Below are 15,133 nucleotides of genomic sequence, written 5' to 3'. Positions count from 1 at the left end.
AATGCTTATTACACCGAGTATTTATATTGTTATATAGAATTTTAGATTCAATATGTGGTGTAATTTTTTGAAAAAAAATATATTGTTATAATAAAAACAATATGTATATTTTGTGTAACATTCAGCGTATAAAATCCCCCCATTTATTTAATTAAAGATAGCATTCTACCTTTGTATAGAAGGCAAAAGCCCACTATAAATATAGTAAATCTTTAAATGTTTACATTAAAAAGATTGTTAAGTACTAAAGTACACTTCATTGTTTTGCAATTCATAGTGTATCTCTTCTCCAATTGTCAGCTATTGCCTTCGCTCAGCTATTACCCTAATTCAAAACTCAAAAACTACTCACTTATGAAAAAGATAGTATCTCTTTCACTGCTATTAGGATTATTGCAGTGGGGGGCTTTCGCACAAATGTATCAATGGGCCAAAAACATAGGTGGGACAGGTGCCGTACAAAGCAATGCTCTATATGTTGATGCGGTTCCGAATCTCTACACCATTGGTGTGTTTTCGGGCACAGCAGATTTTGACCCCAGCGCAGGAGTCGCTAACATGACTTCCAGTGGCGGTAATGATATTTTTATTACCAAATTCGATGCTAATGGCAATTTTATTTGGGCTAAAAGCATTGGCGGTACAAGCACCGAAGAAGCTTATACCATTACAGCAGACGCAACAGGAAATATTTACCTCTCAGGTATTTTTACGGGCACCGTCGATTTTGACCCAAGTGCAGCAACGTATAATCTGACGGCTTTAGGTACGGATATTTTTGTATTAAAACTCAACAATTCAGGCAATTTTGTTTGGGCGCAAGCCATGACAGGACTCGGTGGCGGCAATAGTTTTGCTATCGCCGTAGATAACGCAGGCAATGTCTATAATACGGGCTATTTGTGGGGCATAATGGACTTTGATCCAGGCGCGTTGGTACTCAATCTCTCCGCTACACTTGCTTATGACAATCTTTTTGTACAAAAATTAGATGCCTCTGGCAATCTGGTTTGGGCAGAATCCATGAGCGGCTTGGGCAACAGCTACGGAAATGCTATTACCATTGACAATTCAGGCAATGTTTTAGTGTCTGGCTATTTTACGGGCATTGTGGACTTTGACCCCAGTTTGGCAAGTGCCAACTTGTCGGCTTCTTCGGAAGATGCGCTGGCGCTTAAACTGAATAGTGCAGGCACATTGGTTTGGGTAAAAAAATTAGGGGGGACAAGCGATGAAAGAAGTAGTAGTATCGAAGTCGATGCTGCAGGAAATGTTTATGCCGCAGGTTATTTTGGGGGAACTGCCGACTTTGACCCAAGTGCCGCGACAGCCAATCTAACTTCTGCTGGCAATACAGATATTTTTACTGTAAAACTTAGTGCGGCTGGCAATTACGTTTGGGCAAAAAGGGCAGGAGCAAGCGGAGCAGATGCCGCCACTTCTGTGTATTTGGATGCCAGTAATAATGTTTATACAACTGGTTTTTATCAAGCTACCGTAGATTTTGACCCCAGTGCAAGTGTTGCAAACTTAACGTCTGCGGGCAGCAACGATGCTTTTGTACAAGAATTAGACAACAATGGTAATTTTCTTTGGGTGCGGGGAGTTGGCGGCATTGGTTCAGATAAAGCAAATGCCATTGCCATAGACGGAACGCCTAATTTATATATCACAGGAACATTTCAGGGAACGGCGGATTTTGACCCAGACGCAAGCATTGCCAATCTTACAGCCGTTAGCAGCTCAGATATTTTCTTGCTCAAACTCAGCAATAATATATTACCCGTAGAGCTAACTTATTTTGGAGCAATGGTTCGAGACAAATCCATTGCATTAGAATGGGAAATCGTTTCAGAAAACAATGCAGACCGTTTTGAAATAGAACGCAGCACCAATGGCCATAATTTTGAGGCAATAGGGAAAGTAAAAGCTGTTGGTAATAGTTCGCAACCCAATCGGTATGCGTTTTGGGACAATGAAATACGACAAGCCATAGGATATTATTATCGCCTCAAACAATGGGACGCTGATGGAAAATTTGATTATTCGCCTACCTGCTACGTTACATTACGAAAATTAGCAGTACAAGTATATCCTAATCCAAGTGGAGGAATGATTACTTTGCATTTGCCCAACCCACAATACTACAAATACACTTTAATCAATCATCTTGGCCAAACCATGCGGGAAGGAGAATTTGAATCCAATAACGAAATCAAAAAACACACGATGGATTTAACTTTACTTCCCAAAGGCCAATACATTTTACATCTTACTTTGCATAACACAATAATTAATCAGCCAATACTGCTGCACTAAACAAACCACTATAAATGTTTGAGGGCTTCGCGGCGGCTCAAAGGCGCGAGCGTATGTGTATCTACAAAAGTCTGGACGGCCACAGGTGCCACACGCGCATATTGGCGCAAAGACCAGCCAATCGCTTTTTGGATAAAAAACTCTTTTGAGCTTGCCAGCTTTCGGATATTTTCAAAAAGTAAATCCTGATTGGTTTTTTGTTTGTAACGCAACTGAAAAATAAGCGTACAGCGTTGCAGCCAAATATTGCCCGACGTAATCCAACGTTCATTGATTGCTGCGATTTGGTGCGGGTATTTTTCAAAATAAATGCCAATGACACCCACCAAAACGTCCACGCTATCCCACCACGAACGACTTGTAACCCAGCGTTCCAGCCACACAATCGCCTCTTCTGGTAGTTTTTTAGCTTGCTTTCCCAACAGCTCGATGGCCACATATTGAAACTCGCGGGCAGGCATTTTCCACAACATATCCACACATTTTTCTAAGTTATCCACATCTGGCAGGCCGTTAGTTCGGACAAACTCGCGTACCAAATCCCGTCTTTCGGGTGTTTTGATACCCAAAAACGGAAATTGATTGCGCATATATTGTTGCATCGGCGCGGCGTTTTCGGGATTGGCCGCAGCGACCATTTTTTCTTCTAAATCATTGATATAAAGTATAATATCTTTTTTCATAAAATATCGGGGAAGAACTAAAAAGCAAGCATTTGGCCAAAGCTAAGGTTTTTAGGGCAATTGCCGTTATTTTTGCGGCCACTTATATACAATGCTATTTGGCCAAAAGTTATGAACATTATCGCCCAACAACTCGGCAAACGCTTCCAACGCGACTGGATTTTTAAACAACTGGATTACACTTTTGAGGCTGGCACAGTCTATGCCATTACGGGTGCAAACGGTTCGGGTAAATCCACGTTGTTGCAAACGCTTTCGGGTGTAGTGCCAGCCACCGAAGGCCAAATTCAGTATATACATGACAATCAAGCGGTTTCGCCAGACAATGTGTATCAGCATATTTCCATTACAGCACCATATTTGGAGTTGATAGAAGAATTTACGTTACAAGAAATGCTTAATTTTCATTGGAAATTTAAGCGTTTGCGCCTGCCGATTCCGCAAGATGAATTGTTAGAAAAAATCCAGTTGCCGAAGGCTCGCCACAAAATTATTGCACATTTTTCGTCGGGCATGAAGCAACGCCTCAAACTGGCCGTGGCAATGCTGGCCGACACGCCCGTTTTGTTGCTGGACGAACCCACTACCAACATGGATTTGCGCGGTATCGACTGGTACAGGCACGAAGTACAACAGCATTTGGCGGGTCGTTTGGTAATGATTTGTTCTAATCAGCCTTACGAATACGACTTTGCGCAAGCCCAAATTTGCATCACAGACTATCAGCCACAGGCAAAATAACTGACTAAAAATTTGGATTTAACCAAAATAAAAAATAAATTCGCGGCCTTTTTAAATTTTCAACATCTATTGACAAGACGATGAATACAACGATTAAAAACAACTTTTTGTCGGTGTCGGTCAATAACTTAGGTGCGGAGCTTACAAGTATTCGTCGGGTATCCGATGGGCGCGAATATTTGTGGCAAGCAGGCACGCAATATTGGTCGCGCCATGCCCCCGTGCTTTTCCCGATTGTAGGCAAACTACGCAACAACGAATATCGTTTCCAGACGCACACGTACAGCCTCAGCCAACACGGCTTTGCCAGAGACATGGAGTTTGATTTGGTAGGGCGCGAAACCGACCGACTGCTTTACAAACTCACGTCTGACAGTGTTACGATGGGGATTTATCCTTTTGAGTTTGAGTTTTACATTGGTTATCAGCTTATCGACAACAACCTAAATGTAAATTATTGGGTAAAAAATACAGGCAAAGACACTATGTATTTTTCGGTAGGCGGTCATCCTGCATTTAATATTAATGTGGAAGAAGGCGAAACCATCGAAGACTATTATTTGTATTTTTCAGAACCTGAAACGCAACCGCTTTACAGCTTAGAAAATGGCCTGATTGGTGGTATTGCTGAAGAAAAGTTTTTGGACAACACACAAAAGTTGCTGCTACACTGCAATATTTTCGATAAAGATGCACTCATTTTCAAAAACTTACGTTCAGAAAGTGTGATTTTGTTTAACAAACAAAATACCTACGCGCTGGGAATGTACTTTAAAGGTTTCCCAAATTTTGGCGTTTGGTCAAAGAAAGATGCGCCATTCGTGTGTCTTGAGCCTTGGCTCGGTATTGCCGACAACGTAAACGCTTCGGGCGAACTGACAGAAAAAGATGGCATTTTGTCTTTGGCGGCAGGTGGCGACCATGCCAGTATTTACACTATTTCTGTTTTGAAATAAAAAGATTTCATTTTCAAAGGCTACGTTTGAACGCGTAGCCTTTTTATTTTTACTATTCATTATTTTTTTTCACTGTTCTTAGTCTAAGCCTTGCGAAAGAAGCATTATTACTGCAAATTTGGGCAAAAGCATCATTCTATTGTATTCATTTAGTTTAATTCTCTGATAAATCTAACTTTATTAAGGTATGTACAAAATATTTACGCTTTGGCGGTACACATTTCTCCTGTTTTTTTTACTGGCAAGCCAAACCGCTATTAGCCAGACGATAAGTACGCCTGTTATTGCAGGGATTATCCCCGTAACAAGTTACTGTTCAGGCTCAAGTATTACTGTAAATACTACAGTCAGTGGCTTTACAGGCACTCCGCAATATAATGTGCAACTTTCTGATGCAGCAGGAGCATTTGGCACACCAATTACAATTGGTAGTTATACGGTAGATAACGGCCCTAATTTGAGTATTTCGTGTGTAATTCCTGCTAACAGCCCCACTTCAAGCACTTATAAGTTACGTGTTGTAAACGGGTCGGTTATTAGCCCAGCAACAACCCTTCAAATCAATACTACCCCTCCAACACCAGAAGTAGCCAATCCTGCGGCGGTGTGTTTGGGTAGTTCTATTACTGTAAGTCCAACCAATCCTGTGTCGGGAGCTACATATACTTGGGAAGATCCTAGCGGCAATTTCCAAACGGGAGCATCTTACACTATAGCAAGCGTAACACCAAGTACAACAGGTACTTATCGCGTTAGAGCCTCGTTCAATGGTTGTACAAGTGCCACTGATACTTTTGTGGTTGCTAATACAACAAGTACGCCTACTATCAACTCTAACAGTCCTGTTTGTAGTGGAAATAATATTGTGATTTCTACGGCATTGGTTGCAGGCAACACTTATCGTTGGTTTTTGCCTAATGGTGATAGTATCACAACCACCGACCCTTCTTTTAGTGTAGCCAATGCCAGTGCGGCAACGGCTGGCACGTATGGGGTAAAAACCATTGCCAGTGGTTGCGCTAGCATCAAAAGTACTACCAATATTGTCGTAAGTGCTTATCCTCAATCGCCAACCGTAAGTAGTGCTTTTGTAAGTGTTTGCGAAAATGGAACGCTTACACTTACGGCCAATTCATTTGTAACAGGTGCTACCTTTGAATGGTCTGGGAATGGAACAACTTCTACTAATAATCCTTTGATTCTCAATAATGTAACGTTGGCGCAAACAGGTATATATTCCGTTCGTATCAAATTCGGAAACTGTTATAGTTTGCCAGTAGATGTAAATGTTACTGTTAAGCAATTGCCAAGTACACCAACCATCACATCCGATACAGTTACTTGCGCAGGCGTACCTTATACTTTTACTACACCGACAGTAGCAGGAGCAGTTTATACTTGGACAGGCCCAAGCGGAAGTACCTTTTCTACTCAACAAAATCCAACATTTATTCCTACAGTAGCTTCGGCAGGAACTTATCAATTGATGGTAACTGTCAATAGCTGTAACAGTGCGGTTAAAAGTTTTAATCTACAAGTAAAAGGCCAACCCAAAAAGCCAACTATCAGCACAGTAAGTACGCCCATTTGTCCAAACGATACGATGCGCGTTTTTGTAACGGATACGGTGGCTAACTCTACCTACAAATGGTTTGGTCCAAGTGGCTTTACTTCTACCAAAGACACAGTAGTTTTTACACAATTTCCTATCAAAGCAGGTGCTTATAAGTTAGTACGTTTTGTCAATGGCTGCCCAAGCGATACCGCTCAACTTAATTTAACACTGCGCTCTGCGCCTATCCAACCAACGGCTAAAAATACATCTCCTGTTTGTGAAGGAGACCCTTTTACAATTAGTGCAGATACGATTGCTGGCGTAAAGTATCATTGGACGGGGCCAAATGGTTTTACTTCCAACAAACAAACTGTTGTATTTAGTAAAAGTATCGCGGCGAATGCGGGAACATACACCCTAAAAGTAACCAACAGTACTGGTTGTTCGAGCCTTGCAAGTACTACCAACGTAGTGGTTTATGCCAAAATAGATACATTACCAATTCAAATTACGGGTGCAGTTTGCGAGAATGACACCGTAACACTCACAGCTCCTGCAGGTTATAGCTCTTACAAATGGTCGAGAGGTGATACAAGCCGCAGCATTCGCACAGGAAAAACAGGTACTTATAGAGTTGCTGTTATCAATGCTTTAGGTTGCCCATCGTCGGGAACCGTCGCCGTAACCAGAGATGAATGTGTGCCCAACATTTATGTGGCAGATGCTTTTACACCTAATAACGATGGCAATAATGACTATTTTGAGGTACACGGCAACGGCGTAACTAAATTTGGAATGAAAGTGTACAACCGTTGGGGCGAATGTATTTTCTATGGAAAATCTTTAGACGAGGTTTGGAACGGACGTTTCAATAATAACGAATGCCCGTCGGGCGATTATGCCTATGTGATCGACTACGAAATCACGCATAAAGGCCAGACGCAAAGCAAACGCAAAACGGGTATGTTCCAACTTATTCGTTAGTCTAAATCATTGAAAAACAGCCTAAAAATTCTAATTAGCAATGAAAAATTTTATATATACAGGAATTTTACTAGCCTCTTTGGTATTCTCTTTGCGTCCACACAAAGCCCAAGCCCAAGACAACCAATTTTCTCAATTTTACGCCGCACCGCTTTTCATCAATCCTGCGTTTACGGGTGCGTTGGGCTATGCCTGCGACGACCCCAAGTCGCGCTGGCGTGGCGTGGCCAACTACCGCCGCCAATGGTCATATTTCAATACTTACGCCGTGTCGGTGGACTATCTCAACCCTGCCCGTTCACGCGATAAAGGCTTAGGATTTGGCGGCCAAGTAATCCGTGATGTTGCCAAAAATGGCTTTACTAATACATCAGTGGCAGGTTCTGCGGCCTACATTACCAGTATCGACGGGGATTGGGGCTTTAATGGCGGCGTGCAATTGGGCTATACCATGCGCGGCTTTTCGGGTGGAAATCTTACTTACCCAGATCAGTTCAACGACTACGGTTTTACCAATACTTCCACGCCCGACAACCAACAATCTTACGCATCCAAAGGCTTCGTAGAAGCGGCGGCGGGTGTAGTGTTATACAATCGTAATTTCTGGGTTGGCTTTGCTGGCCATCACCTCAATCGCCCGAATCAGGCTTTGGCAGAAGAAGGTTCTGACCGCATTTCTCGTCGTTTTTCGGTGCATACAGGTTATAAAATTTCATTCAACGACCAACCCAAAAGTCTTACACGCAAACTCGATGAGCATAGCCTAACACCTGTGGTTCAGTTCAGACACCAAGGAAGTTTCAATCAAATAGATTTGGGTGCGTATTATACCAAAGAACCGTTAACTATTGGATTGACATACAGGGGTTTACCTATTAAAAGTGAAGACGACAAGCTAGCCAATGAAGCATTAGTGGGAGTAATTGGTCTGAAGACAATGGGCTTTCGCATCGGTTATAGCTTCGATTATACACTTTCGGGCTTAAATAAAAGCAGTTACAAAAACGCACACGAAATTTCATTGGCTTACCAATTCGTTTCGGACAAATGCCAACGCCGCCTAATGCGCAAAATCGCTTGTCCGTCGTTCTAATTTTACTTCAATAATTCATTGCCCAAAAGTTGCACAAAGACTAAAGAATCAGTATTTTGTGCAACTTTCTTTTTTATCACCCAACTACTATTTTTATGCTATTCAAATGGTCTGCTTACGCATTTTTGCGGCTGGTCTTGGCCTTATCGCTGGGCATTTTACTGTACAGTTCGCATATCTGGCCTGTAAATTATAGTCTTATTATCAGCATTATATTGCCAATTATTTACCTCGTTTTTTATTTTTTTGGTCAAAAGAAAAAATTAGGCACGAATGCCAACACGCTGTTGGGCTTTGTGGGTTTGGCGGCGGTTTGCAGTTTTGGCGCGACGCTGGCCATGTTTCGCACCGAAAGCAACCAACCTTTGCACCTTAACCATTTGGCCGACTCGGTGCAAGCCTATCAAGGCATTATCGTTTCGGACGTGCAACAAAAAGGCGTTTATCAGAAAACAATCGTCGAAATAGAGCGAGTTCGCACGCGGCAAGGTTGGCGCAACACGCAGGGCAAAGCGCAAATAACATTCCCCAACAAACCAACCCTTCAGTACGGCGACAAACTCCTGATTGCTGGCGCACTCGACACGATAGCGGGCAGCCGAAATCCCGCAGAATTTGACTTCAAAATTTACTTAGCTCGCCTGCAACAAGTTTATTTTCAGAAATTTACGCACGAAGGTTCGTTTGTGGTTTTGGCACACAGCACACCCAACTATTTCACTGCTTGGGCATACCAACTCAACCATTTTTGCGACCAAATTTTTAGAAAATTCATTCCCTCACGCCAAGAATACGGCGTTTGTTCGGCCTTGATTTTGGGGGTAAAAGATGGCCTCGACAACGAAGTAAAAACTGCTTTTTCGGCGGCTGGAGCCATGCACATTTTGGCCGTGTCAGGTATGCACGTAGTGGTTATTTATCAAGGACTTGTCTTTATTTTCGGGTTCTTGAAACGCAATAAAAAATACGGAAACTGGCTTTTTGCCATTACGGTTTTGGTGTGTTTGTGGTTTTACGCGCTCCTGACGGGTTGGTCTGCATCGGTGCTGCGTGCTGTTACGATGTTTTCGTTTGTGGTACTGGCCGAAGCCATGAAGCGCAAAACCAACATTTACAACACGTTGGCAGTGTCTGCTTTTGTTTTGCTGTGTTATAATCCGTTTTTGCTTTTTGATGTGGGCTTTTTGCTGTCGTATGTGGCCGTGATTGGAATTGTGTATATCCAGCCGCTTTTGTACGAACGCTTTAATTTTACCAACCGCATTGCCGACTATCTTTGGGAAAATACTTGCGTGTCGGTGGCTGCCCAAATCGCGACTTTTCCACTGGGGCTGTATTATTTCCATCAATTCCCCAACTACTTTCTGTTGTCCAATTTGTTTCTAATTCCCATCTCAACAGTGGCCATGTTTGCGGGAATCGCGATGCTGTTTACCTTCTGGGTTCCGTATCTTAACCTATTGGTTTCCAAAATATTGTATTGGTCAATTTGGCTACTTAATCATGGCGTAATGCTCACCGAAAAACTCCCGATGGCCATTACCGAAGGCATCGACATTTCGGCATTGGAAGCCATCGGATTTTATGCCATAATCGTATTGGGACTTTTATTTTTGGCCGAAAGAAAAATGCAGTATTGGGCGGCAGTATCCGTGATTATGCTGCTACTCATGACGGGACAACTCTACGAAGATTGGCAACAAGCGCACCAACAACGTTTGGCCGTGTATTTTGTGCCGCGCCAATCGGCAATAGGCTTGACGGAAGGTCGCAGTTTGCATTTGGTTTGCGCCGATAGTCTGCTCAACGACGAACAAACCAAACGTTTCAGGCTTTACGGGGACTGGTACAAAATGGGCATCAACGCCGTGAACTTTGTGTCTGTGCCTTCGCCAAAAGCCGCAAAAGCCACCGTACCCGCCAAAGAATTTGGGCAAGGAGCACTGCTGCGCTGGAACGATAAAAATATTTTGTTGGTAAATAAATCATTCAAATACGGCCAAACGCTTTTTGTACCGCAAGCCGTGCAATACATTATTATTCAGAACAATAGCCTATATTCTTTGCAAAGTTTGGTGGGGCTTCACGCAGGCCAGCAACTTATTTTGGACACTTCCAACAAAGCCTATCGCGCCGAAAAATTAGCCGCCGAAGCCGCCCGACTGCATTTGCGTTGTCATAACGTTTGGGCGAGTGGGGCGTATGTGGAGCATTTGGCCAAATCTAATTACATGAAGTAAGCGATAAATCAAAATGTTGATTTTTTATAATAAAAAAACAATAAGTGTTTTAGTGAAACGCTTAGGATATGATGAACTATTAGCAATCTGTGTTGCGAAAATAAGATAGTTAATAGTTATATAAATACTTGATTTGTAGGTGTTCATGCTAGAATGTATTGTATTGTAACAGGATTGAAAATCCAACTTGACATCCGTTATTTGAAATCTAATGCTAAAAAACTATATGAGCCTAAGAAAAATAGAGGCATATTCCAGATAATGCTTTTGTTAGCTTATAAATTTCTTTATTTTTGTGAGGTTTTTCTGAAAATTTAGAAAAAATCGGTCTTAGGCTTCTCAAAAAAATTGAGTTGTAGCAATCTCTGAAATAAATAATTATTGCACTAAAGCGCATGAAAAAAGCTCTTATCACAGGCATTACGGGGCAAGATGGTGCCTATTTGTCTGAACTTTTACTTTCTAAAGGCTATGAAGTACATGGTATCAAACGTCGTAGTTCTTTGTTTAATACAGACCGCATTGACCATCTTTACCAAGACCCACACGAGTCTAAGGTGAACTTGAAACTACACTACGGCGACTTATCCGACTCTACAAACCTTATCCGTATCATTCAGGAAGTTAAGCCTGACGAAATTTACAATTTGGGTGCTATGTCGCACGTAAAAGTAAGTTTCGACACGCCAGAATATACTGCTAATGCCGATGGTATCGGTACGCTTCGTATTTTGGAAGCTGTACGCATTTTGGGCATTGAGAAAAATGTAAAAATTTATCAAGCCTCCACTTCAGAGCTTTATGGTTTAGTGCAAGCTGTTCCGCAATCAGAGACTACACCTTTCTATCCTCGTTCGCCGTATGCTGTAGCTAAGTTATATGCTTACTGGATTACGGTAAACTATCGCGAGGCTTACGGAATGTTTGCTTGCAACGGTATTTTGTTCAATCACGAATCACCATTGCGCGGCGAAACATTCGTAACACGTAAAATTACACGTGGCGCGGCGCGTATCGCTTTAGGCTTGCAAGATAAATTGTATTTGGGCAACCTTGACGCTCAACGCGACTGGGGACATGCCAAAGATTATGTAGAGGCCATGTGGTTGATTCTACAACAAGAAACGCCAGAAGATTATGTAATCGCAACGGGTGTAACTACGCCAGTACGCGAGTTCGTGCGCATGACTTTCGCGGAACTTGGTATTGAATTGGCATTTGAAGGCGAAGGCGCAGACGAAATCGGACGCGTGGCCAAATGCACCAATCCAGAATACCAACTTGAGGTAGGCAAAGAAGTGGTAGCGGTGGATAAACGTTATTTCCGCCCAACGGAAGTAGATTTGCTTATCGGCGACCCAACTAAATCGAAAACGAAATTGGGCTGGGTTCCGAAATACGATTTGGCAGCTTTGGTAAAAGACATGATTCATGCGGATGTTGCTTTGTTCAAACGCGACCAATATTTGCAAAAAGGTGGTCACCAAACCATGAATTACTACGAATTATAATTCTATTCGTAACTGATATAAAACAGAAAACGTACAAGCATCCAAAAGCCTGTACGTTTTTTTATCTTATTGAAAATCAGGTAAATGACTCACAAAATGAAAGGCTTGTGTGGCGGGATCTTGGCTCAAGCAATAATGCGCCAGCCCGTTGGTTAACATAATGTGGCGGGCTTGAATAGTTTGGTTGTAAATGGTGGCTTGGCGCAACACGTTTTCGGTTATCTGAATTTCGGGAGCTTTGCATTCTACCAACAAAAAAGCGCGGCCATCACGGTCGTAAATAACCACATCGGTACGCTTTTGCAAGCGATTGACGCGCAAGCCACGTTCTACACTCATTAGCGGCGCGGGATAACCTTTTTGTATCAAAAAATGTAGGACGTGTTGGCGCACCCATTCTTCGGGTGCGAGCATCACAAATTTTTTTCGCAAAATATCAAAAATCTGTGGCTTGCCTTCGTGTGTACGCAAACGCGGTGCGATGGCAGGAAAATTTAAAATAGGTAAATCCATAACGCGGCAAAGGTACAAAAAGCAGTTGAGGCACGGCGAAATTTTCGCCGCGCCTCAACGCCAATACACCAAAAAATTGGCTTACAATTACATAGAAGCGGCTACCAATTCCGCCAAATCCAATACTTTTACGTCGGCTTCGCGTTCTTTGTTTTTCACGCCGTCGGCCAACATCGTCATACAAAACGGACAAGCTACCGCGATAGTTTTAGCCTCTGTTTCGAGTGCTTCTTCTGTGCGTTCGATGAAAATTTCTTTGCTGCCGTGTTCGGCTTCTTTGAACATTTGCGCACCGCCCGCACCGCAACACAAACCTTTGGCTTTGCTACGTTTCATCTCAACTAATTCGGCATCAAGTGCTTGCAATACTTCGCGCGGAGCTTCATATATTTCGTTGGCACGTCCCAAATAACATGAGTCGTGATAAGTGATGCGTTTGCCTCTAAACTCGCCACCGCCTTTGAGCGTGATGCGGCCTTCGTTGATAAGCTGTTGCAAGAAAGTAGAATGATGTTGCACATTATAATTTCCGCCCAACACAGGATATTCATTTTTGAGGGTGTTGAAACAGTGCGGACAAGCCGTTACGATATTTTTAATTCCGTAACCGTCCAATACCTGAATGTTGTTCATGGCCTGCATCTGGAACAAAAAGTCGTTGCCAGCACGACGCGCAGGGTCGCCTGTGCAACCTTCTTCCATACCCAAAACCGCAAAGCTAACGCCTACTTTTTGCAAAATTTTGCAGAAAGCTACCGTTACGTTTTTGTAGCGGTCGTCGAATGAACCCGCACAACCTACCCAAAACAAAACTTCTGGCTGTTGCCCCATCGCCGCAAATTCGGCCATTGTTAATACTTTCAAATTATTATCGCTCATTAGTTTATATCTTTTTTCGTCGAAGAAATTACAGTTTTATTGAATTAAGCATTATTGATTTTGTCGAGCCAGTTGGCGCGGTCAGATGGCGAAAACTTCCAAGGAGCCATGTTATTTTCTACGTTAGAAAACATCGCGTTCCAAGAAGCTGGCGCATTGGATTCTTCCATGGCCATGTAGCGGCGCAATTCTACAATAATATCCAGTGGGTTGATATTTACAGGACAAGCCTCAGCGCACGCGTTGCAAGACGTACAAGCCCAAAGCTCTTCGGCAGTGATGTAGTCGCCGTACAACGATTTGCCATCTTCCAAACCTTGTCCGCCTTTTTCGAGGCTGTTGCCGACTTCTTCCAAGCGGTCGCGCGTGTCCATCATCACTTTGCGAGGCGAAAGTTTTTTGCCTGTCATGTTCGCAGGGCAAGAAGCCGTACAACGACCACATTCCGTACAAGTGTAAGCGTCCAACAAGTTTTTCCAAGTCAAATCATTGACATCTTTTGCCCCAAAACGACCTACTTCTGGCGCAGTTTCAGGCACAGGCAAGCCCAACATTGATTTTACTTCGTGCGTTACGGCTGGCATATTGCTGATTTCGCCTCTGGCGTTCAGACGAGCAAAATACGTGTTCGGGAAAGCCAAGAAAATGTGCAAGTGCTTTGAGTAAGTTACATAAATGGCAAAGCCCAAAATGCCCAAAATATGGAACCACCACGCCACGCGTTCGTAAGCCACCAAAGCCGTATCGCTCCAGTTCATAAAAATTGGTTTCAAGAAACCGCTGAAAGCAAACGTACCAACAACAGTGTAATGCGCAACGCCGCGTTCTTGCAACACCGAATCAGCGGCGTTCATGGTCAATAATGCAGTCATCAACACGATTTCGGATGTAAGAATCAAGTTCGCGTCCAGCAAAGGCCATTTGGTAAGTTCGGCAGAATGCAAACGCCCAATAGACAACACGTTGCGGCGAACCAAGAAAATAGCACAAGCCACCAACACGCCTACGGCCAAAAACTCAAAGAAGTTGATAAGGTATTGGTACGTGCCGCCCAAAAATGGCGCGAACAAACGGTGTGTACCGAAAATCCCGTCAAGCAAAATTTCCAAAACTTCCGCGTTGATGATGATAAAGCCCACGTACACGAGCAAGTGCAACAAACCCACGATAGGTTTTTCAAACATTTTTTTCTGGCCAAACGCGATAAGAATCATGTTTTGGCGGCGTTTTTCTGGTTGGTCGGTGCGGTCTTCGGCGCGTCCCAAAAGGATATTTTGGCGGATACGCATGGCTCGCTTATAGATAATGAAACCTGCCGCCCCCAAACACGCGACAAAAAGTAATTGTAATAAGTAACTCATAATGAAGTGTTTTTTAATTTAATGTTATTTTTTTTACTAATTTTTTGTTTAAAAATTTGCATTTGAAATTAAGAGCCGTACCTTTGTGCCACAATTAAGGAATACAGTTGGTGACGTAGCTCAGTTGGTAGAGCAAAGGACTGAAAATCCTTGTGTCGGTGGTTCGATTCCACTCGTCACCACTCCGAAACCCGAACATCTTGTTCGGGTTTTTTTGTTTTATAGCTTTTAGATTTTTTGGCGAATCGTGTAACATTTTTGAGTTTCTGATTTGTGTGTATTTTTAAATATAATTTTT

11 protein-coding genes and 1 tRNA gene are annotated in these 15,133 nt (G+C 42.8%); 8 read left to right on the top strand and 4 right to left on the bottom strand.

The features are described 5' to 3' along the window. Window positions 1-354: 354 nt before the first annotated feature. Window positions 355-2,319 (top strand): T9SS type A sorting domain-containing protein, encoded by a 1,965-nt coding sequence (locus BM090_RS11745; protein WP_177199918.1) that lies wholly within the window; start codon window positions 355-357, stop codon window positions 2,317-2,319. Between the two features lie 8 nt (window positions 2,320-2,327). Here the strand turns inward: BM090_RS11745 and BM090_RS11740 are convergent, their stop codons facing one another. Beyond that, complete coding sequence (locus BM090_RS11740) at window positions 2,328-3,002, bottom strand: DNA alkylation repair protein (protein ID WP_221405392.1); 675 nt, start codon at window positions 3,000-3,002, stop codon at window positions 2,328-2,330. 111 nt (window positions 3,003-3,113) lie between these two features. Between BM090_RS11740 and BM090_RS11735 the strand changes: the two genes are divergently transcribed. From BM090_RS11735 to gmd, 6 genes are all read left to right on the top strand, one after another. After that, window positions 3,114-3,743 (top strand): ABC transporter ATP-binding protein, encoded by a 630-nt coding sequence (locus tag BM090_RS11735; RefSeq protein WP_091512968.1) that lies wholly within the window; start codon window positions 3,114-3,116, stop codon window positions 3,741-3,743. A gap of 80 nt (window positions 3,744-3,823) precedes the next feature. Further along, entirely contained in the window at window positions 3,824-4,699 is an 876-nt protein-coding gene (locus tag BM090_RS11730) for an aldose 1-epimerase family protein (RefSeq protein ID WP_091512966.1), read from the top strand. Between the two features lie 187 nt (window positions 4,700-4,886). After that, complete coding sequence (locus tag BM090_RS11725) at window positions 4,887-7,238, top strand: Ig-like domain-containing protein (RefSeq protein WP_091512962.1); 2,352 nt, start codon at window positions 4,887-4,889, stop codon at window positions 7,236-7,238. A gap of 40 nt (window positions 7,239-7,278) precedes the next feature. Then, a complete protein-coding gene (locus BM090_RS11720) occupies window positions 7,279-8,331 on the top strand; it encodes a PorP/SprF family type IX secretion system membrane protein (protein WP_091512959.1) in 1,053 nt (350 codons plus the stop codon). Window positions 8,332-8,426: 95 nt separating this feature from the next. Beyond that, window positions 8,427-10,571 (top strand): ComEC/Rec2 family competence protein, encoded by a 2,145-nt coding sequence (locus BM090_RS11715; RefSeq protein WP_091512955.1) that lies wholly within the window; start codon window positions 8,427-8,429, stop codon window positions 10,569-10,571. Between the two features lie 395 nt (window positions 10,572-10,966). After that, window positions 10,967-12,082, top strand: a complete 1,116-nt coding sequence (gmd, locus tag BM090_RS11710) for a GDP-mannose 4,6-dehydratase (RefSeq protein ID WP_091512952.1) — start codon at window positions 10,967-10,969, stop codon at window positions 12,080-12,082. A gap of 66 nt (window positions 12,083-12,148) precedes the next feature. Here the strand turns inward: gmd and BM090_RS11705 are convergent, their stop codons facing one another. From BM090_RS11705 to BM090_RS11695, 3 genes are all read right to left on the bottom strand, one after another. Next, window positions 12,149-12,595, bottom strand: a complete 447-nt coding sequence (locus BM090_RS11705) for a type I restriction enzyme HsdR N-terminal domain-containing protein (RefSeq protein ID WP_091512949.1) — start codon at window positions 12,593-12,595, stop codon at window positions 12,149-12,151. 87 nt (window positions 12,596-12,682) lie between these two features. Then, window positions 12,683-13,474 (bottom strand): (Fe-S)-binding protein, encoded by a 792-nt coding sequence (locus BM090_RS11700; protein WP_091512946.1) that lies wholly within the window; start codon window positions 13,472-13,474, stop codon window positions 12,683-12,685. Window positions 13,475-13,518: 44 nt separating this feature from the next. Then, window positions 13,519-14,835, bottom strand: a complete 1,317-nt coding sequence (locus tag BM090_RS11695) for a 4Fe-4S dicluster domain-containing protein (RefSeq protein ID WP_091512944.1) — start codon at window positions 14,833-14,835, stop codon at window positions 13,519-13,521. Window positions 14,836-14,944: 109 nt separating this feature from the next. On the opposite strand from BM090_RS11695, the gene BM090_RS11690 reads away from it, so the two are divergent. Then, window positions 14,945-15,017: transfer RNA gene (locus tag BM090_RS11690), tRNA-Phe, on the top strand. Window positions 15,018-15,133 lie beyond the last annotated feature (116 nt).

The sequence above is a fragment of the Flexibacter flexilis DSM 6793 genome (genome assembly GCF_900112255.1).
Taxonomy (GTDB): Bacteria; Bacteroidota; Bacteroidia; order Cytophagales; family Flexibacteraceae; genus Flexibacter; species Flexibacter flexilis.
Note: the sequence above shows the minus strand (reverse complement) of the source record. Positions and strands in the feature narration are given on the sequence as shown.